Source organism: Enterobacter sp. ENT02, from assembly GCF_019219165.1.
Classification (GTDB): Bacteria; Pseudomonadota; Gammaproteobacteria; order Enterobacterales; family Enterobacteriaceae; genus Enterobacter; species Enterobacter mori.
Genome location: NZ_JAHUWD010000010.1, coordinates 41,584 through 60,336 on the forward strand (window position 1 = coordinate 41,584; position 18,753 = coordinate 60,336).

The 18,753-nt window shown below is 57.1% G+C and carries 19 protein-coding genes; 13 read left to right on the forward strand and 6 right to left on the reverse strand.

The window, feature by feature from the left end; genetic code table 11:
- Nucleotides 1-113: 113 nt before the first annotated feature.
- The 3 genes from KW829_RS20990 (at nt 114) to KW829_RS21000 (ending at nt 3,314) form a co-directional block, all read left to right on the forward strand.
- Nucleotides 114-1,613, forward strand: a complete 1,500-nt coding sequence (locus KW829_RS20990) for a PTS transporter subunit EIIC (RefSeq protein WP_172701391.1) — start codon at nt 114-116, stop codon at nt 1,611-1,613.
- A gap of 83 nt (nt 1,614-1,696) precedes the next feature.
- Complete coding sequence (gene malI, locus KW829_RS20995; RefSeq protein WP_010428250.1) at nt 1,697-2,713, forward strand: Mal regulon transcriptional regulator MalI; 1,017 nt, start codon at nt 1,697-1,699, stop codon at nt 2,711-2,713.
- A 73-nt stretch (nt 2,714-2,786) separates the two neighbouring features.
- Nucleotides 2,787-3,314 carry a metal-dependent hydrolase gene (locus KW829_RS21000; RefSeq protein WP_172701390.1) on the forward strand — a complete coding sequence of 176 codons (528 nt, stop codon included), beginning with the start codon at nt 2,787-2,789 and terminating at the stop codon, nt 3,312-3,314.
- Between the two features lie 89 nt (nt 3,315-3,403).
- Here the strand turns inward: KW829_RS21000 and cysS are convergent, their stop codons facing one another.
- A complete protein-coding gene (gene cysS / locus KW829_RS21005; protein ID WP_010428248.1) occupies nt 3,404-4,789 on the reverse strand; it encodes a cysteine--tRNA ligase in 1,386 nt (461 codons plus the stop codon).
- A gap of 174 nt (nt 4,790-4,963) precedes the next feature.
- On the opposite strand from cysS, the gene ppiB reads away from it, so the two are divergent.
- The 6 genes from ppiB (at nt 4,964) to mnmH (ending at nt 9,433) form a co-directional block, all read left to right on the forward strand.
- Nucleotides 4,964-5,458: a peptidylprolyl isomerase B gene (gene ppiB, locus KW829_RS21010; protein ID WP_010428247.1), complete on the forward strand. Its 495-nt coding sequence runs from the start codon at nt 4,964-4,966 to the stop codon at nt 5,456-5,458.
- Between the two features lie 3 nt (nt 5,459-5,461).
- Nucleotides 5,462-6,184 carry a UDP-2,3-diacylglucosamine diphosphatase gene (lpxH, locus tag KW829_RS21015; RefSeq protein ID WP_218309011.1) on the forward strand — a complete coding sequence of 241 codons (723 nt, stop codon included), beginning with the start codon at nt 5,462-5,464 and terminating at the stop codon, nt 6,182-6,184.
- A gap of 139 nt (nt 6,185-6,323) precedes the next feature.
- Nucleotides 6,324-6,533, forward strand: a complete 210-nt coding sequence (locus tag KW829_RS21020) for a YdgH/BhsA/McbA-like domain containing protein (RefSeq protein ID WP_010428245.1) — start codon at nt 6,324-6,326, stop codon at nt 6,531-6,533.
- A gap of 171 nt (nt 6,534-6,704) precedes the next feature.
- Complete coding sequence (gene purE, locus KW829_RS21025; protein WP_010428244.1) at nt 6,705-7,214, forward strand: 5-(carboxyamino)imidazole ribonucleotide mutase; 510 nt, start codon at nt 6,705-6,707, stop codon at nt 7,212-7,214.
- Nucleotides 7,211-8,278, forward strand: coding sequence for a 5-(carboxyamino)imidazole ribonucleotide synthase (purK, locus tag KW829_RS21030; RefSeq protein ID WP_218309012.1), 1,068 nt, complete (start codon nt 7,211-7,213; stop codon nt 8,276-8,278). The genes purE and purK overlap by 4 nt, the downstream gene beginning before the upstream one ends.
- An 84-nt stretch (nt 8,279-8,362) precedes the next feature.
- A complete protein-coding gene (gene mnmH / locus KW829_RS21035; protein ID WP_218309013.1) occupies nt 8,363-9,433 on the forward strand; it encodes a tRNA 2-selenouridine(34) synthase MnmH in 1,071 nt (356 codons plus the stop codon).
- Nucleotides 9,434-9,523: 90 nt separating this feature from the next.
- Here the strand turns inward: mnmH and KW829_RS21040 are convergent, their stop codons facing one another.
- From KW829_RS21040 to ybbA, 3 genes are all read right to left on the reverse strand, one after another.
- On the reverse strand, nt 9,524-10,669 hold the full coding sequence (locus KW829_RS21040) for a porin (RefSeq protein WP_042715704.1): 1,146 nt from the start codon (nt 10,667-10,669) through the stop codon (nt 9,524-9,526).
- Nucleotides 10,670-10,851: 182 nt separating this feature from the next.
- Nucleotides 10,852-13,266 (reverse strand): putative ABC transporter permease subunit YbbP, encoded by a 2,415-nt coding sequence (gene ybbP, locus KW829_RS21045; protein WP_218309014.1) that lies wholly within the window; start codon nt 13,264-13,266, stop codon nt 10,852-10,854.
- A complete protein-coding gene (gene ybbA, locus KW829_RS21050; RefSeq protein WP_010428235.1) occupies nt 13,263-13,949 on the reverse strand; it encodes a putative ABC transporter ATP-binding protein YbbA in 687 nt (228 codons plus the stop codon). Before ybbA ends, ybbP begins: the two co-directional genes overlap by 4 nt.
- Here ybbA and tesA point away from each other — a divergent pair.
- From tesA to KW829_RS21065, 3 genes are read left to right on the forward strand one after another with little or no spacing between them, the layout of a single operon-like run.
- On the forward strand, nt 13,920-14,543 hold the full coding sequence (gene tesA / locus KW829_RS21055) for a multifunctional acyl-CoA thioesterase I/protease I/lysophospholipase L1 (protein ID WP_010428232.1): 624 nt from the start codon (nt 13,920-13,922) through the stop codon (nt 14,541-14,543). The genes ybbA and tesA overlap by 30 nt on opposite strands.
- On the forward strand, nt 14,533-15,342 hold the full coding sequence (locus KW829_RS21060; protein ID WP_085928900.1) for an SDR family oxidoreductase: 810 nt from the start codon (nt 14,533-14,535) through the stop codon (nt 15,340-15,342). The genes tesA and KW829_RS21060 overlap by 11 nt, the downstream gene beginning before the upstream one ends.
- Nucleotides 15,343-15,400: 58 nt before the next feature.
- The gene (locus KW829_RS21065; RefSeq protein ID WP_010428228.1) at nt 15,401-16,255 is read left to right on the forward strand and encodes a co-chaperone YbbN; all 855 of its coding nucleotides are present in this window, start codon (nt 15,401-15,403) and stop codon (nt 16,253-16,255) included.
- 50 nt (nt 16,256-16,305) lie between these two features.
- On the opposite strand, the gene fetB is transcribed toward KW829_RS21065, so the two are convergent.
- Complete coding sequence (gene fetB, locus KW829_RS21070; RefSeq protein WP_010428226.1) at nt 16,306-17,088, reverse strand: iron export ABC transporter permease subunit FetB; 783 nt, start codon at nt 17,086-17,088, stop codon at nt 16,306-16,308.
- Nucleotides 17,081-17,752: an iron ABC transporter ATP-binding protein FetA gene (gene fetA, locus KW829_RS21075; RefSeq protein ID WP_218309015.1), complete on the reverse strand. Its 672-nt coding sequence runs from the start codon at nt 17,750-17,752 to the stop codon at nt 17,081-17,083. The genes fetB and fetA overlap by 8 nt, the downstream gene beginning before the upstream one ends.
- A gap of 142 nt (nt 17,753-17,894) precedes the next feature.
- Here fetA and KW829_RS21080 point away from each other — a divergent pair, with 142 nt between their 5' ends.
- Complete coding sequence (locus KW829_RS21080; RefSeq protein WP_010428223.1) at nt 17,895-18,746, forward strand: hypothetical protein; 852 nt, start codon at nt 17,895-17,897, stop codon at nt 18,744-18,746.
- Nucleotides 18,747-18,753 lie beyond the last annotated feature (7 nt).

The window sequence follows — 18,753 nt, forward strand, 5'->3', positions numbered from 1 at the left end:
TGAGATTTCAGTTGCGCGTTTTTCACTCTTTCCCCACGATAAGTAGAACGTTCTACTAAAACGTTCTACTTACAATAACAGCGCCAAAAAAGCGCTACTCGGGGGAAATCAGCATGAGTCTGATATCAGGGTTTGTTAAATCGCTGTCTAAGTTATCGATGATTGGTCGCGCCTTAATGCTGCCAATTTCACTGCTTCCCGCTGCGGGCCTGCTGCTGGCCTTCGGCGATAAGTTCCACCTGCCGCTGATGATGAACGCGGGCGGGGTTATCTTTGATAACCTGCCGATGCTGTTTGCCATCGGCTCTGCCGTGGGTCTGGCGTCGGAGTCCGGCATCGCGGCGCTCTCTGCGGCAGTGTCGGTGTTTGTCACCAATATCACCATCAGCACCGTGCTAAGCATCACGCCGGAAATGGCCTCTCAGGGCGGGAAATACGCCATGGTGGTCGGCATCCCGACGCTGCAGATGGGCGTCTTCGGCGGCCTGATCTGCGGTATTCTCGCGGCCTGGTGCTATAACCGCTTCCACACCATGCAGCTGCCGGAGTTCCTCGGCTTCTTCTCCGGTAAACGTTTTGTGGCGATTGCGACGGCGTTACTGTCGTTCCTGCTCGGTCTGCTGCTGCCGTACGTGTGGCAGCATATCCAGGCCGGTATCGACGCCCTCTCCGTGGTGGTGAACGGCGACAACCAGGCGGCCTCGACCTTTATCTTCGGTCTGGTAGAGCGCGCGCTGATCCCGCTCGGCCTGCACCACATCTGGTATCCGTCCTTCTGGTATTCGTTCGGGGATTACACCACCCAGGCGGGCCAGGTGATCCACGGCGACCAGACCATCTGGTTCAAGATGCTGGAAGAAGGGGTGAAATCCTTCAGCAGCGACACCTACCAGAACGCAGGCAAGTTCATGCAGGGCGAGTTCCCGCTGATGCTGTTTGCGCTGCCCGCGGCGTGCCTGGCGATGTACCACGAAGCGCACACGAAGAATAAGAAAATCGCGGCCGGTATTCTGTTCTCTGCGGCGCTGACCTGCTTCCTGACGGGTATTACGGAACCGGTTGAGTTCACTTTTATCTTCGTGGCGCCGATCCTGTACGTCTTCAACGCCATCATGGCGGGCCTGGCGTACATGACCATGTACCTGCTGCATGCGCACATCGCCAAGTCGTTCTCGGCAGGCTTTATCGACTACCTGTCTTTTGGGATCCTGCCGTCGTTTAACGGCTACCAGACCAACTTCCTGAGCGCCGTTATCATCGGTATCCCAATGGGGCTGATTTACTACTTTACCTTCCGCTTTGTGATCCGCCGTTTCGACGTGAAAACGCCGGGCCGCACCGAAGTGACCGCCAGTGCGAATGACAAGTCCGATTCCGAACTTGCCACCGAAATCATCAGCCTGCTGGGCGGCGCGCAGAATATCGATTCGGTTGGCTCCTGTATCACCCGCCTGCGTCTGGAAGTGGCAAAAAGCGACGTGGTAGATAAAGACGGTCTTAACGGTCTCGGTGCGCGCGGCGTGGTCTTCGTCGGCGACAACGGTATACAGGTGATTTTCGGTGCCAGAGCACAGTTTATCGCCCAGACCATGTCCACCATGATCGGCAAATAATAAGATGCCTGGAAGACACGTCTCCTGTACGCTGGGAGACGTGTCTTATCTGGCTGATTATCGGTAAATTTCAGGGAGCGGTTTTGAAGAAAGTCAGCATCATTGATGTCGCAAAGCACGCGGGCGTGTCGGTCTCTACCGTCTCGCTGGTGCTACGCCAGAAAGGGAAAATCTCAGAGGCGACGATCGGGAAGGTCAATGCCGCCATCACGACGCTCGGCTATGTTCATAACGTCGCCGCTGCCAACCTTCGCGCCAACACCTCCAATCTTATCGGCCTGATCCTGCGCGACTTCAGCGACAGCTTTTCCATCAAGGTGATGGCAAGCATTGTTCAGGAACTGGAGAAGCAGGGATACATGGTTTTTCTCGGCCAGCCGCTGAACGACCGGGAACATCTGGAACGGACCCTGCTGTCGTTTAAGCAGCAGGGTGTCGCAGGCGTCATTTATCTTGCGTCTGACACCCGCACCTCTGCTCTGCCGGAGCAGATCCGCCAGTGTCCGCTGCCGCTGGTAGTGGTCTCGCAGTCCCTGCTCGATGAAAAATGCAATCTGGTGATGCGCGACAACCGCCAGGCCGCGAACCTGGCTGCGCGCTATCTTATCGAGCGCGGACACCGCACGATCGCCTATATTGGCGGACGCGAGGGCTGCCTTATCCGCGAGCAGCGCCTGCTCGGTTTTCGCAGCGCGATGACGCAAAGCGGACTGGTCTGGCGCGATGACTATTCACCGGCCTGCAGCGACGACACGCAGGCCGCCGCGATGGCGACTCGCCAGCTGCTGGAAAAAAATAACGCCATCACCGCCCTGCTCTGCCATTCGCCGGATGCCATGATCGGCTCTATCTCCGGCATTCATCAGGTGGGTCGCACCGTGGGGAAAGATGTGTTCTTAACTCAGCAGGTGGCGCTGATCGGTTTTGAAGATATGCTTCACGTTAACCTCACATCACCGTCATTCACCTACGTCTCCTCGGCCAGTGACGAAACCGGGCGTCAGGCCGCGGGGCTGATAATCCGCAAGCTGAAAGAGCCGGACTTGCAAACCCAGCGCATTACCCTCTCCGGGCAGCTTATCGCGCGCGAATCGGCGTAAAATCAGAATGTAGCACAGGTTTGCAAACGCGAATTCGCTGCTATATTTCCATGATTTGCCATGGATAATCGCAATGCCTACCGTTATTACGCACGCAGCTGTTCCGCTTTGCCTGGGCTTAGGTCTGGGAACTAAAGTCATCCCTCCCCGCCTGCTGTTTGCCGGTATCGTGCTCGCCATGCTGCCCGACGCTGACGTGCTGGCGTTTAAATTCGGCGTCGCCTACGGGAATATTTTTGGCCATCGCGGCTTTACCCACTCCCTGCTGTTCGCCTTTGTGGTGCCAATACTTTGCGTGCTGATTGGCCGACGATGGTTCCGGGCCAGCCTGACGCGCTGCTGGCTGTTTTTAACGGTGTCATTGCTGTCGCACAGCCTGCTGGATTCGATCACCACCGGTGGGAAAGGCGTCGGCTGGCTGTGGCCGTGGTCGGATGAACGTTTCTTTGCGCCGTGGCAGGTGATCAAGGTCGCGCCGTTTGCGCTGTCGCGCTACACCACGCCGTACGGGCATCAGGTCATTATCTCGGAACTGCTTTGGGTGTGGCTGCCGGGGGCAGTGCTGATGGGGTTGCTGTGGTGGAGAAAGCGTGCGCGCTGATGCCCTCACCCCAGCCCTCTCCCTCGGGGAGAGGGAGAAAACCTAACAATTCCCTCTCCCCGAGGGAGAGGGTTAGGGTGAGGGGGAAATTACTTACGACGCCAGGTCGTCCCTTGCGGGCCGTCTTCCAGAATGATGCCCATCTCGGTCAGACGGTTACGCGCCGCATCCGCCGCCGCCCAGTCTTTCGCCTGACGCGCTTCCAGACGCGCTTTGATCAACGCTTCAATCTCCGCCACTTCACCGTCGTCCGCCTGCGCGCCGCTCTGCAGGAACGCGTCCGGCTCCTGCTCCAGCAGGCCGAGCACGGAAGAGAGCTTACGCAGATGGGACGCCAGCGCATTCGCCGCGGCCATATCTTCTGACTTCAGGCGGTTCACTTCGCGCGCCATGTCGAACAGCACGGAGTAGGCTTCCGGGGTGTTGAAGTCGTCGTTCATAACCTCAACGAAGCGCGCTTCGAACGCCTCACCGCCTGCCGCAGGAACAGACCTGTCGGTACCGCGCAGCGCGGTGTACAGACGCTCCAGCGCCGAGCGCGCCTGTTTCAGGTTCTCTTCGCTGTAGTTCAGCTGGCTGCGATAGTGGCCGGACATCAGGAAGTAGCGCACGGTTTCCGCGTCGTAGTACTTCAGCACGTCGCGCACGGTGAAGAAGTTGCCCAGCGATTTCGACATCTTCTCGCGGTCAACCATTACCATCCCGGAGTGCATCCAGTAGTTAACGTACTCGCCGCCATGGGCGCAGGTGGACTGCGCGATTTCGTTTTCGTGGTGCGGGAACATCAGGTCTGAACCGCCGCCGTGAATGTCGAAATGTTTGCCCAGCTGTTTGCAGTTCATTGCCGAACATTCAATGTGCCAGCCCGGACGGCCTTCGCCCCACGGGGATGGCCAGCTTGGTTCACCCTCTTTGGACATTTTCCACAGTACGAAGTCCATCGGGTTACGCTTCACGTCAACCACGTCAACGCGCGCGCCGGCCTGGAGCTGGTCCAGATCCTGACGGGAAAGCGCGCCGTAGGTTGGGTCCGTCGGCACGGAGAACATCACGTCGCCGTTTTCTGCCACATAGGCGTGACCGCGCGCGATCAGCTTCTCGGTGATGTCGATAATTTCATGAATATGGTGGGTCGCACGCGGCTCGCTGTCCGGACGCAGAATGTTTAAGGCGTCGAAATCTTTGTGCATTTCAACGATCATACGGTCCACCAGCGCCACAAAGCTTTCGCCGTTTTCATTAGCGCGCTTGATGATTTTGTCGTCGATATCGGTGATGTTACGCACGTACTTCAGCGTATAGCCCAGGAAGCGCAGGTAGCGGGACACCACGTCGAAAGAGACGAAGGTACGGCCATGGCCGATGTGACAGAGATCGTAAACCGTAATACCACACACGTACATGCCGACTTCCCCGGCATGGATAGGTTTAAATTCCTCTTTTTGGCGCGTCATTGTATTAAAGATTTTTAACATCGAAGATTCCATGTAAACACGTGTGTGGACGAAAACCGGGTATTCTACCCGTAATTCAAACCCGAAGCAGCACACAATGCAAGGTGATCGCATCCTGTGGTTATGCTATAACAAGCCCCTATAGATGACCCGAACGCGGGTCGACGTACCACAATAACGGAACAGGATGCAAAAATGGTTACTTTCCACACTAATCATGGCGATATCGTAATCAAGACCTTTGATGACAAAGCGCCTGAAACAGTTAAAAACTTCCTGGACTACTGCCGCGAAGGTTTCTACAACAACACCATTTTCCACCGCGTGATCAACGGCTTTATGATCCAGGGCGGCGGTTTTGAACCTGGCATGAACCAGAAAGAGACCAAAGAAGCGATCAAAAACGAAGCGAACAACGGTCTGAAAAACACCCGCGGTACGCTGGCGATGGCCCGTACTCAGGCACCACACTCTGCAACCGCGCAGTTCTTCATCAACGTGGCTGACAACGACTTCCTGAACTTCTCCGGCGAAAGCCTGCAGGGTTGGGGCTACTGCGTCTTCGCAGAAGTGGTTGAAGGTATGGACGTGGTTGACAAGATCAAAGCCGTCTCTACCGGCCGCAGCGGTATGCACCAGGACGTTCCTAAAGAAGACGTTGTGATTACAAGCGTGACCGTCAGCGAGTAATTCGTGGCGACACTCTTTATTGCGGATCTGCATCTGCAAACGGAAGAACCGGCGATCACCGCCGGTTTTCTGCGTTTTTTACGCGGTGAAGCGAAAAGCGCCGACGCACTGTACATCCTGGGCGATCTGTTTGAAGCCTGGATTGGCGACGACGATCCTAACCCGCTGCACCGTGAAATGGCCTCGGCCATTAAAACGCTGGTGGATTCCGGCGTCCCCTGCTACTTCATTCACGGCAACCGTGATTTCCTGATAGGCCAGCGCTACGCCCGCGAAAGCGGCATGACGCTGCTGCCGGAAGAGCAGGTGCTCGACTTGTATGGCCGCAACGTCCTGATCATGCACGGCGACACGCTCTGCACTGACGATACCGGCTACCTGGCGTTTCGCGCTAAGGTCCATACACCGTGGATCCAGACGCTATTCCTCGCCCTGCCGCTGTTTATCCGCAACCGCATCGCCGCAAGAATGCGCGCGGGCAGCAAGGCCGCCAACAGCAGCAAATCCATGACCATCATGGACGTGAACCCGCAGGCGGTCGTGAACGTGATGGAGAAGCATCACGTCCAGTGGCTTATACACGGCCATACCCATCGCCCTGATGTCCACACGCTGATCGCCAACGGCGAACCTGCCCATCGCGTGGTATTAGGTGCCTGGCACGCCGAAGGCTCCATGGTCAAAGTCACGCCTGAGGGCGTAGAGCTGATCGCGTTTCCGTTTTAATCCCTTCTCACAATTAATTCTATTTTTTTGAACAATATTGGCAAATTGTTTCGATTTTAATCAGCCCGTGGTCGGCCTATTATTTATCACATCAGGGCAAAACGCCCTATCCCAGACAAAATACTTAAGGAACACGACCATGAAATCTATCAAAACTTTCGTTGCAGTTGCTGCCCTCTCCCTGGTTTCTTTCGGTTCTTTCGCGCAGAGCGTGAGCGCAACCGCTTCTACCCTTGACCGCGCAGAAGCGAAAATTGCCGCGCAGGCCGCCGAACAGGGTGCCTCTTATAAAATTACGAGCGCGAAGGTCGACAACCGCGTTTACATGACCGCACAACTGACTAAATAATCGTTGCCGATTGACGAAAACAGACCGCCAGAACGCGGTCTGTTTTGTTATGAATTGATGGCAACAACGGCTCAAGATTTAACCACGCAACCGTTTTCCTTGCCCGTATAACATGCTATTCTCTGTGCCCTCGAAAGCAGTGTGTTTCGCACCACAGGAGTTTCAAGACGCATGTCTTCCCGCAATAATCCGGCGCGTGTCGCCATCGTGATGGGGTCCAAAAGCGACTGGGCTACCATGCAGTTCGCCGCCGAAATCTTTGACATCCTGAATGTTCCGCACCACGTCGAAGTGGTCTCCGCGCACCGTACCCCGGACAAACTGTTCAGCTTCGCCGAAAGCGCCGAAGAGAACGGCTACGAGGTGATTATTGCCGGTGCGGGCGGCGCAGCACATCTGCCGGGCATGATTGCCGCCAAAACCCTGGTACCTGTGCTGGGCGTCCCGGTACAAAGCGCCGCGTTAAGCGGCGTGGATAGCCTCTACTCCATCGTTCAAATGCCGCGCGGTATTCCGGTCGGCACGCTGGCAATTGGCAAAGCGGGTGCGGCAAACGCAGCCCTGCTTGCAGCCCAAATCCTGGCGACTCACGATAAAGACCTGCACCAGCGTCTGGCCGAATGGCGTAAAGCCCAGACCGACGAGGTGCTGGATAACCCGGACCCGCGGGGTGCGGCATGAAGCAAGTTTGCGTTCTCGGTAACGGCCAGTTAGGCCGCATGCTGCGTCAGGCCGGTGAACCGCTGGGTATTGCTGTCTGGCCCGTCGGGCTGGATGCTGAGCCTGAAGCCGTACCGTTCCACCAGAGCGTGATCACCGCCGAGATCGAACGCTGGCCGGAAACCGCGTTGACCCGCGAGCTGGCGCGTCATAACGCCTTCGTTAACCGCGACGTGTTCCCTGTCATCGCCGACCGTCTGACGCAAAAGCAGCTGTTCGACAAGCTCGGCCTGGCAACCGCACCGTGGCAGCTCCTGTCCGATAAAAGCGAGTGGAATGACGTCTTCGCGATGCTGGGCGAGCTGGCGATCGTGAAGCGCCGCGTGGGCGGTTACGACGGCCGCGGCCAGTGGCGTTTACGCGAAGATGACACCGCCGAGCTGCCGGACGACTGCTACGGCGAGTGCATCGTCGAGCAGGGCATTAACTTCAGCGGTGAAGTGTCCCTGGTGGGCGCGCGCGGGCATGACGGGCACACCGTTTTTTACCCGCTAACGCATAACCTGCATCAGGACGGCATTCTGCGCACCAGCGTCGCCTTCCCACACGCCAATGCTGACCAGCAGGCGCAGGCGGAAGAGATGCTCTCAGCCATCATGCACGAACTGGGCTATGTCGGCGTGATGGCGATGGAGTGCTTTATCACCCCGTCCGGCCTGCTGATTAACGAGCTGGCACCGCGCGTGCACAACAGCGGCCACTGGACGCAAAACGGCGCGTCCATCAGCCAGTTCGAGTTGCACCTGCGCGCGATCACCGACCTGCCACTGCCGCAGCCGGTGGTGAACAGCCCGTCGGTGATGATCAACCTGATCGGCACCGATCTGAACTACGACTGGCTGAAGCTGCCGCTGGTGCATCTGCACTGGTATGACAAAGAGGTTCGCGCAGGCCGTAAGGTCGGTCACCTGAACCTGAACGACAGTGATACCGATCGCCTGAGCGCCACGCTGGAAGCGATGGTCCCTCTCCTGCCGCCGGAATACGCGAGCGGAATTGTCTGGGCACAGTCAAAGCTCAAGTAAGACATCTACGCCGGGGAGTTGACCTTCCCCTTCCCCGGCGTACAATCCCCGCCCATTGCTGCTGAGTTTTCTTCTGGAATAACCATGAACGATGGAACGGACTATCGCGCGATCCTCGCGTCTGATACCCCTTTAATCGACGTTCGCGCGCCGATCGAATTCGCCCAGGGCGCGATGCCTGCGGCGTTTAACCTGCCTTTAATGAACGATGACGAGCGCGCCGCCGTCGGCACCTGCTATAAACGTCAGGGACCGGACGCCGCACTGGCGCTCGGCCATAGTCTGGTGAACGGCGAGACGCGTGACGCGCGTATCAACGCCTGGCGCGAGGCCAGCTTTGCCCATCCTGAGGGCTATCTCTGCTGCGCGCGCGGCGGCCAGCGCTCGCATATCTCACAGGCCTGGCTGAAAGAGGCGGGAGTCGACTACCCGCTGATCCGCGGCGGCTATAAGGCCCTGCGTCAGACGGCGATTCAGGTGACCATCGAGCAGTCACAAAAGCCGATGGTGCTTATCGGCGGCTGCACCGGAAACGGTAAAACCCTGCTGGTGAAGCAGCACGCACAGGGTATCGATCTGGAAGGGCTGGCGCACCACCGCGGTTCGTCGTTTGGCCGCACGCTCACGCCGCAGCTTTCCCAGGCCAGCTTTGAAAACCACCTTGCGGTTGAGCTGTTGAAAAAAGACGCCTCTCGCTGGGTGCTGGAAGACGAGGGCCGGATGATTGGCTCCAACCACCTGCCGGAGTGCCTGCGCGACCGCATGGTTGAAGCCCCTATCGTTGTCGTCGAAGACCCGTTTGAAATTCGTCTTGAACGTCTGCGCGAAGAGTATTTCGACCATATGTGGGCGGATTTTTCTGCTGCCTACGGTGAAGAAGCGGGCTGGAAGGAGTACAGCGAGTATCTGCATCACGGCCTGTTCGCCATTCGCCGCCGTCTGGGGCTGCAGCGGTATGCAGAATTCACCGCGCTGTTAGATTCCGCGCTGTTGGAACAGCAACGCTCTGGCAGCACGAACGCGCACTTCAGCTGGCTTGCGCCGCTGCTGAAGGACTATTACGACCCGATGTACGGCTATCAGCTGGAGAAGAAAGCGGAGAAGATTGTGTATCGCGGGACGTTTGAAAACGTTGCCGAGTGGCTTGATCGCTGAAAAACAAAGCCGGGTGGCGGCTACGCCTTACCCGGCCTACGTGTGCTTTTGTAGCCCCGGTAAGCGCAGCGCCACCGGGGAGCAGACGACTTAGAAGTCGTAGCGCAGACGCACCAGGTTCATGTCGCCCAGGTTGTCGGTGCTGGAGGTGAACACGTGTTCGTAATCCACGCGGAAACCGTAGTCCAGCTGGAAGCTGATACCCACGCCGTTATCGATGCGCTGGTAGTTACGACCGTTCACGTACTCAATGCGGTCGCCCATGAAGTAAGGCTGGATGGATTTAACCGCATACTGACCGATTGGGAACTTGTAGCCCGCAAAGTATTCAATACCCCATGCATCACCGGCGAAGTAGTCGTTAACCGACACTTTTTTGGTGGTCAGGAAGTTCTGGTACCAGCCGCCGCCTGCGGAGAAGGTCCAGTTGTCCGGCGTCCAGCTCAGCGCGGTACCGAGGATGTTCTGGTCATAAGTTTTGCTGTCGCCGTTGTCCGGGTTACGCATGTCCGCACGGGTGTAGTTCCACGCGGCGCCCCAGGTCAGATCGGTGGTCAGGTGGTAATCCAGACCCAGTGAACCGCCGCCTTTACGCTTGTAGCGCAGGCCATTACCCGGCAGGTATTCGCTGTCTTCAAACAGGTAAGAAGCATAGATGTCGGCATCGCCCACGGTTTTCTTATATTTCAGCATCTGGCGTGAACGATAAGAACCGTCGTAATCGCCGTTGATACCGTTACCCGGTGCCTGGCCGATCATGTCGTAGTCCCAGATATCGGTTTTCGCACCAACCACATCATAGTAAACGCTGTTCTGTTGACCGAAGGTCAGCGTACCCCAGGTGTCGCTCTTCAGACCGGTATAGAGCATACGACGGGACGTGTCGTGCGCACCCTCGGCGTAGTGATTATCCCAGTTGAACTGCGCTGGAATGTTCACCCCCAGCTCGTAGTAGCTGATCCAGCTGATGTCATCAAACAGATAGTAATCTGCTGCGAAACGGAAACGGGTGCCGCCGTCAAAACCGTTACGCTTGTAGCTGTTTTTACCGTCGTCGCCGGTCATGTTCTGGAACTGAGGACGAATACTGCCACCAACGGTGAAGTTCAGACGGCTCAGCGGGTTACCTGCCTGTGGGTCTTGCTTAAGAACGGTGATTTCCGCCTGAGAAGCGAAGGTAGTCAATGCCACTGCCGCGCCGATCGTTGCCGCCAGCGCTGATTTTTTTATAGTCATTATTTTTCCTTAATAGACACGCTGCTAAATATTTAGCGGGTGAATATTAACTGGAAATAAACGGGCTGTGTCGGCGGGTTTTTAATGTTTTGTGCTACTAAACAGGTGGTTATTATCGCTTTGTGCTATTAAGTGATTACGCACCAGCATATACACCGGTGCGCAATCATCACGGAAGTGAACTAACTGGCAAACTGGCGGAACAGCGCCTTGCCTTTTAATAACCGCGTGCCAAGCCAGCCGCCACAGAGTGAAAGCAGCACTGCGCCGCAGAGGGGCAGCGTCAACCACAGCCGCCAGTCAGGCTCCCACGGGAAGTCGAACACCTTTGTCTGGAGCACCGCCAGCGCGGTCTCCGCGCCTATCGCCGCCACCAGACCGGCCACCAGCCCCAGCAGAGCAAATTCACTCCAGAGCGTGGCGCGCAGCAGCCGCTTGCTTGCCCCCAGCGTGCGGTAAACCACCAGCTCCTGATGACGCTGACGCATGCCCACCTGCACCTGCGCCAGCAACAGCAGCACGCCGCAGATCGTCACCAGCACCACCATGACTTCCAGCGCGCGGCTCACCTGCTCCAGCACCTGCCCCACCTGCTTCAGGATCGCGCCGATGTCCAGCAGGCTGACCGTCGGGAACTCCCGGTTAAGCTGGGTCAGCATGCCGTTGCCGTTCTCCCAGCGGAAGCTGGTGAGCCAGCTCTGCGGCTGGCCGTCCAGCGCCTCTGCCGGGAAGATGAAGAAGAAGTTCGGTCGCAGGCTCTCCCAGTCCACCTTGCGCAGGCTGGTGACTTTGGCGCTGAAGTCCTGCGTATCGCCGGTAAACGTCACGCGGTCCCCGAGCTTCACGTTCAGGCGCGTCGCCAGCCCCTCTTCCATCGACACCTCCCCCGCTTTTGGCGGCCAGGTTCCGGCGGTAATCGGGTTATGGTCAGGGCGTTTATCCTGCCAGGTCAGGTTCAGCTCGCGGTTAAGGGACTCATCTTTATTTCCTTCCGTCGGCTGGCCGTTGATCTGCGTCAGGCGCGCGCGAACGATGGGATAGAACGACTCAGGAATAATGTGGTGCTCCGACAGGAAGCCCTTCAGTGGCGTCACCTGTTCCGGGGCAATGTTGATCAGGAAATAGTTCGGGCTTTCTGGCGGAAGCTGCTGCTGCCAGCGATCAAGCAGATCGCCACGCAGCACTAAAAGCAGCGCAAGCAGCATAAACGACAGCGAAAACGCCGACAGCTGGCTGAGCGTGGACCACGGCTGATGCAGCAGACGGTTGACCGCCAGCCGCACGGGCAGCGATTTCACCGTCAGCTTTCTCAGCACGTTGAGCAACAGCCAGCCGAGCACGCCGCACAGCAGCGCCAGCACCACGGCCCCCGCCAGTACGGCCCACAACAGCGTGCTGCCCCCCATCAGCCAGGCCAGCAGCCCAACCGCCACGGCAAAAATGATCGGCAGATAAAACTTCAGCGGCCAGACGCTGGCAACCACGTCCTGACGCAGCACCCGCAGCGGCTGCGTCGCGAGCAGCAGCCGGTACGGGCGTAGCCCTACCAGCAGCGAAATCACCGTCATCGCGCCGATTGCCCATAGCCACGGCCAGAGGCTGGCGGGCGGCAGCGCGGCAGGGAGTACCGGCTTTAGCAGCACCATCAGCAGCTTCTCAAACAGCAGCCCGATGGCCCCGCCGGTAATGGCCGACAGCGCCAGCACCATCAGCCACTGGCCGACGATCAGCTTGCGCAGCTGCGCCCGACCTGCGCCGAGGGTTTTGAGGATCGCCACCAGGTCGTAGCGGCTGCGGCAGTAGTGCCCCATCGCCACGGCAACCGCCGCAATGGCCAGCAGCAGGGTTAACAGCGCCGAGAGCAACAGGAACTGTTGAGAACGTTCAAGAGATTTGCCGAGCGCCCCTTCGTCCTGCTCCAGCCCGTACCAGCGATGCTCCGGCTTGAGCTGCGGCAGGAGCCATTTTTCATACGCATCAAGCTGCACAGGCGTGCCACCAAACTTGTAGCGCCAGGTGACGCGGCTGCCCGGCTGCACGGCGTTGGTTTTCGCCACGTCAGCGCTATTCATCATCAAACGTGGCGCAAGCTGGAACGGGTTAAAGCCGGAGTCCGGCTCCTGCACCACTTCTCCCGCAATCCTGAACGTCGCGTCGCCGACGTCGATGCTGTCACCCGTTTTCAGGTTCAGCAGCGCCATCAGACGCGGTGCCAGCAGGACCGTGCCAGGCGCGGGTTTTAATCCCGCCGGACGGGTCTCCAGTTCACCGTACATCGGGTAGATATCATCGACGGCTTTAACGCTGGCCAGCTGCGGCGTGTCGCCTGCGAAGGTCATGGTCTGGAAGCTTATCTGCTCGCCCACCTTCAGCCCGGTCTTGCGTGCTTCCTCAATCCAGCCAGGCGGAACGGCGCGCGAACTTTGCAGCGCTCTGTCCCCCGCCATAAATTCCCGACTTTGCTGGCTGAGCCCTTTTTCCATCCGGTCACTGACGCTGCCGAGCGCCAGCACGCAGGCCACCGCCAGGCTTAACGCCAGCCAGACAATCAGCAGCGAGGGCGAGCGCCACTCGCGCCAGAACCAGCGGGCAATCATGCTTCCTCCTGAAGAATACCGTTCACCAGGCGCAGGCGGCGGTCGCAGCGGGCGGCCAACTGCGGATCGTGCGTCACCAGAATCAGCGTGGTGCCGTGCTCGCGGTTGAGCGAAAACAGCAGATCGGCAATCTTGTCTCCGGTTTTACGGTCAAGGTTACCGGTTGGTTCATCGGCAAACAGCACTTCCGGGCGACCGTTAAACGCGCGCGCCAGCGCCACGCGCTGCTGCTCGCCGCCCGAAAGCTGCGCCGGAAGGTGGTCAAGGCGTTTGCCCAGCCCCAGCTGTTCCAGCAGGGCTTTGGCGTGTTCGCGACTTTCACGGGTATTTTCACCGCGCAGCAGCCCCGGCAGTTCCACGTTTTCCAGCGCGTTCAGCGTCGGGATCAGCATGAAGGACTGGAAGACAAAGCCGATATGGCGAGCGCGCAGCGCGGCACGCGCCTCTTCATCCAGCTGGTGCAGCGGCTGCCCGACCAGGTGGACCTCCCCACTGCTGCCGTCGTCCAGCCCGGCCAGAATCGCCAGCAGCGTGGATTTCCCGGAGCCGGATTCACCGATCAGCGCGATGGTTTCGGCGCGTTTGACAACGAGTTCAACTCCGGTGAGGATGGACAGCTCGTGTTCTCCCTGACCGACGGACTTCTTAAGACGATGAACTTCAACACTGTTTTCCGCTGGCATTTGCCCTTCCTTTTTTTGATTCTGATGACCTTCCGCGCGGCGGCTGCGGACACGTTACTGATTCTGGGCGACAGCCTGAGCGCAGGCTATCGCATGGCGGCCAGCGCGGCCTGGCCTGCATTACTCAATGACAAATGGCAGACCCAAACGTCCGTCGTCAACGGCAGCATCAGCGGCGATACCTCGCAGCAGGGGCTTTCGCGCCTTCCCGCACTGCTCAAACAGCATCAGCCGCGCTGGGTGCTGGTCGAACTGGGGGGTAATGATGGCCTGCGCGGCTTCCAGCCTCAGCAAACCGAGCAAACCCTGCGTACCATTTTGCAGGAGATCAAAACGGCGAACGCCCAGCCGCTGCTGATGCAAATTCGCCTGCCGGCTAACTACGGCCGTCGGTATAATGAAGCCTTTAGCGCGATCTACCCTAAGCTTGCCAAAGAGTTTGATATTCCCCTGCTGCCATTTTTCATGGAAGAGGTCTATCTGAAACCCCAATGGATGCAAGATGACGGTATTCATCCCAATCGCGATGCACAGCCGTTTATTGCCGACTGGATGGCAACCCGGCTGGCTCCTTTAGTTAAACATGACTCGTAATTCAGCGGAGTTCCTGACAGGTAAAGTTATGCAAAAATCGGTCTTAATAACAGGATGTTCCAGCGGAATTGGCTTTGAAAGCGCGCTCGAGTTGAAGCGTCAGGGATTTCGGGTGCTGGCGGCCTGCCGCAAACCTGAAGATGTTGAACGCATGAACGGCATGGGCTTCACCGGCGTGTTGCTGGATCTGGATTCACCGGAAAGCGTTGAACGCGCAGCGGATGAGGTCATCGCCCTGACCGATAACCGTCTGTTCGGCCTGTTCAATAATGCTGGATTCGGCGTGTACGGCCCGCTGGAGACCATCACGCGCGAACAGCTTGAACAACAGTTTTCCGCGAACTTTTTCGGCGTACATCAGCTCACCATGCGCCTGCTTCCCGCCATGCTCCCGCACGGTGAAGGACGCATTGTCATGACCTCCTCGGTTATGGGGCTGATTTCCACCCCGGGCCGCGGTGCCTACGCTGCCAGCAAATATGCGCTGGAGGCCTGGTCCGATGCCCTGCGCATGGAGCTGCGCCACAGCGGCATCAAGGTCAGCCTGATTGAACCCGGCCCGATCCGCACCCGCTTCACCGAAAACGTCAACCAGACCCAGTCGGACAAACCGGTCGAAAACCCCGGCATTGCCGCACGCTTTACGTTAGGTCCTGAAGCGGTTGTCGCCAAAGTGCGCCATGCTTTTGAGAGCGATAACCCCAAACTGCGTTATCCGGTCACGCTGGTGACCCATGCCGTTGGCTGGCTAAAACGCCTTCTGCCGGGCCGGATGATGGACAAAATTTTACACGGCTGAGTTGAAGCGTCGCCGCTCATCCCCATGTAAAGAACAAACCGACAAAAGAGAAAGCCGCATGTCCGTACAGAATATCGTCAATATTACTGAAGCAAACCTGCAACAGACGCTGGAACAGTCGATGACCAAACCGGTGCTGTTCTACTTCTGGTCTGAACGCAGCCAACACTGTCTGCAGCTGACGCCGGTACTGGAGAGCCTTGCCGCGCAATACAATGGTCAGTTCATTCTCGCTAAGCTGGACTGTGACGCCGAGCCGATGGTGGCATCTCAGTTTGGCCTGCGCGCCATTCCAACCGTCTATCTGTTCCAGAATGGACAGCCTGTTGATGGCTTCCAGGGGCCGCAGCCGGAAGAGGCGATCCGCGCCCTGCTGGATAAAGTGCTGCCGCGCGAAGAAGAGCTGAAAGCGCAGGAAGGCATGGCGCTGATGCAGGAAGGCAAATACGACGAGGCGCTGCCGCTGCTAAAAGACGCGTGGCAGCTGTCGAATCAGAACAGCCAGATCGGCCTGCTGCTGGCGGAAACGCAGATTGCCCTGCACCGTTCAGAAGACGCGGAAACCGTGCTGAAGACTATCCCGATGCAGGATCAGGACACCCGCTATCAGGGACTGGTTGCGCAGATTGAACTGCTGAAACAGGCAGCGGACACCCCGGAAATTCAGCAGCTGCAGCAGCAGGTTGCCGACAACCCGGCCGATGCCGCGCTGGCAAGCCAGCTGGCGCTGCAGCTGCACCAGGTGGGGCGTAACGAAGAGGCGCTGGAGCTGCTGTTCAGCCATCTGCAAAAAGATCTGGCCGCCGCAGACGGTCAGGCGCGTAAGATGTTCCAGGAGATCCTGGCCGCGCTCGGCACCGGTGACGCACTGGCGTCGAAGTATCGTCGTCAGCTGTACGCGTTGCTCTACTAACAAAAAAATGCCCGGTGGCGCTAACGCTTACCGGGCCTACAAAAGACGGTTTATTCCGACCTTTTCAACTGCGTCACCACCAACTGGTGACGCGAGTTGTAAAACTTCCGGTAGGTTAAATAGCAGGCAATAATGGTCGACAGGCTTGCCGTAGAGAGCAGCATAAAGGTCACCATAATCTGATACTTAATCGCTTTTACCGGATCGATCCCCGCAAATATCAGCCCCGACATCATGCCAGGCAGACTCACCAGCCCCACGGTTTTGGCTGAATCTACCGTTGGGATCAGCGACGAGCGAATGCTCTCACGAATCAGCCGCGCCGAGGCTACTTTAGGCGTCGCCCCCAGGCTTAATTTTTCCTGTAACTGCTGCTGTTCACTGCTGAAACGCTGTCCGAGGTTGTTGTAACACAGCCCCACGGCGACCATGGCGTTCCCCGCGATCATCCCGGAAATCGGGATCACCTGCATTGGTGTGAATTCAATGGAACCCGACAGCACCAGAACCGCCAGCGTGAGCGCCGTACCGGTCGTGATGGCGATAAACGAAGAGACGAACGCTTTATCGATATACTTGCTGCGCTTTTGCGCATTCCACGCGGCATTGAAGCAGATAAACAGCACCATCAGCAGGGTCAGTACCGCATGGTTGACGTTGAAAATGTACTTCAGCACATAGCCAACGATGATGAGCTGAATCACCGCGCGGCAGATACTCCACAGAATGTCTTTTTCCAGCCCGAGCTTTTCCCGGTAGCTGACCACAATCGCAATCAATACCAGCACCATCGAAAACGCCAGGGATTCATTGGTAATATTATGTTCACCCACGGTCTGCCTCCTGCATTTTTCCGCCCTGTGGTTGAAGGGTAATGACATCATCCGCATGGCTTATTTCGTTTGAATCATGCGTTACCCACAGCACGGCAATATTCTGCTCGCGGGCGTAGCGATGAATAATGTCGTTGACGTTGCGTTTGTTCGCGTCATCCAGCGCGCTGGTGATCTCGTCGAGCAGCAACACCTTCGGCAAGAATTGCAGATTGCGGATCAGCGACACGCGCTGCTTTTCCCCGCCGGACAAGGTGTTAATGGATTTCGTCAGGGTGTCCTGCAGCAGCCCAAATTGCGCTAAATCGGCGATAAATTTTTCAGGCTCTGGGGTTTTGCTGCGGATTTGCCACGGAAAAATCAGGTTATCGTAAACCGTATCGCCAAACAGCGTTGGCGTCTGCACGCAATAAGAGACTTGCTGCCGATAGCGTTCTGGTGAAAGTGTGGCAATATCCTTCCCTTCAAAAAGTATTGTTCCCTCCGTTGGGCTCAACAGCGAAGCCACTATTTTCAGCAACGTACTTTTACCACTGCCTGACGGACCGGCGATCAGTTTGAATTCGCCTGGTGAAAGACAAAAATCGACATGTCGAAGGATCGTTTTTTCCCCCACGCCGAACCCAACATCCCTGATATGCAAAAGTTTTTTTTGATCGTTCATTTCGCTTCCGTTAACAGATTTTTATCATCACTGCCTGTAGCATAATCCTTTCACCTGCACAGTGCGAATAGCCTTAATCTATGGCGAGTGTTAAACTTTTCGCACGCTAATTGTCACCCTATCACTACAGGAAGTAAGCAGCATGACACATATCTTTTATGAGTTCCCTTCCCTGAAGCCTGGTGTTCCCGATGTCGAAACATTAATGGAAGTCATCAAATCTTCGGAACTCACAAGTTTTGTCATCGGTGCAGAGGTTGTCGATTTTGTTAAAAAGGCTCTCATCGTGAATACCACGATAGGCAGTTTCAAAAATTGCTATTTCGCCTTCGATAATGGCACCCACTTCCTTGAATTTGATGGCAAGGGAAAGTCGAAACGCTTCAACGACGTGCCGAGCTGGTTCGTCTCTCCGGCTGAATTTTCTCGTACCCAGTGGCTTATTAACCACGATCTTGCTGATGTAAAGGCAACCCAGTTTATTGACGTGCTGATGTCCTACCCGCTGAAAGAGCGCCGCGCACACTGTAATTTGTTATTCGGGCTGGAACTGGAAAAGGTGAATGCGGTTCCGGCAGCAGCGTCAAAGGCGGGCAAAATCGGTAATAAAAACGGCAAAACCACCAAACCGCGCGTGACCGACCTGGGATCGTTTGAATTGTTTAGCCAGTTCTTTGCGCGTATGAAAACCGCCGTACTGGCCGATGAGTTCCCAACCCTGCAGGTTCTGACCGGAATGGATAACATGGCAAAAGCGCCACATAACTTAAAGCAAGGCATCCGAACCTGGTTTAAAGCAATTACCGGGGATCTCCCGCCAAACAACAAGCGTGTTGAAGCGGGAAATGCGGTTTTATTCTGCGCCCCAATCCGCGAACACATTCAGCAGATAGAGACGGTAGGGCTGGCGAATTACTACCAGGGATTATCCAAAGCGATTGCCGCTGCGGGTGATGGATTCATTTCTGACTTTACCTATACTTACGAACAATAAACACGCA

Coding starts and splice junctions, on each gene's coding strand:
- purK (WP_218309012.1), top strand. CDS start 7,211: ATGAAGCAAGTTTGCGTTCTCGGTAACGGCCAGTTAGGCCGCATGCTG.
- KW829_RS20990 (WP_172701391.1), top strand. CDS start 114: ATGAGTCTGATATCAGGGTTTGTTAAATCGCTGTCTAAGTTATCGATG.
- KW829_RS21065 (WP_010428228.1), top strand. CDS start 15,401: ATGTCCGTACAGAATATCGTCAATATTACTGAAGCAAACCTGCAACAG.
- ybbP (WP_218309014.1), bottom strand. CDS start 13,266: ATGATTGCCCGCTGGTTCTGGCGCGAGTGGCGCTCGCCCTCGCTGCTG.
- KW829_RS21000 (WP_172701390.1), top strand. CDS start 2,787: ATGCCTACCGTTATTACGCACGCAGCTGTTCCGCTTTGCCTGGGCTTA.
- KW829_RS21040 (WP_042715704.1), bottom strand. CDS start 10,669: ATGACTATAAAAAAATCAGCGCTGGCGGCAACGATCGGCGCGGCAGTG.
- ppiB (WP_010428247.1), top strand. CDS start 4,964: ATGGTTACTTTCCACACTAATCATGGCGATATCGTAATCAAGACCTTT.
- ybbA (WP_010428235.1), bottom strand. CDS start 13,949: ATGCCAGCGGAAAACAGTGTTGAAGTTCATCGTCTTAAGAAGTCCGTC.
- mnmH (WP_218309013.1), top strand. CDS start 8,363: ATGAACGATGGAACGGACTATCGCGCGATCCTCGCGTCTGATACCCCT.
- tesA (WP_010428232.1), top strand. CDS start 13,920: ATGAACTTCAACACTGTTTTCCGCTGGCATTTGCCCTTCCTTTTTTTG.
- KW829_RS21080 (WP_010428223.1), top strand. CDS start 17,895: ATGACACATATCTTTTATGAGTTCCCTTCCCTGAAGCCTGGTGTTCCC.
- purE (WP_010428244.1), top strand. CDS start 6,705: ATGTCTTCCCGCAATAATCCGGCGCGTGTCGCCATCGTGATGGGGTCC.
- fetA (WP_218309015.1), bottom strand. CDS start 17,752: ATGAACGATCAAAAAAAACTTTTGCATATCAGGGATGTTGGGTTCGGC.
- KW829_RS21060 (WP_085928900.1), top strand. CDS start 14,533: ATGACTCGTAATTCAGCGGAGTTCCTGACAGGTAAAGTTATGCAAAAA.
- cysS (WP_010428248.1), bottom strand. CDS start 4,789: ATGTTAAAAATCTTTAATACAATGACGCGCCAAAAAGAGGAATTTAAA.
- KW829_RS21020 (WP_010428245.1), top strand. CDS start 6,324: ATGAAATCTATCAAAACTTTCGTTGCAGTTGCTGCCCTCTCCCTGGTT.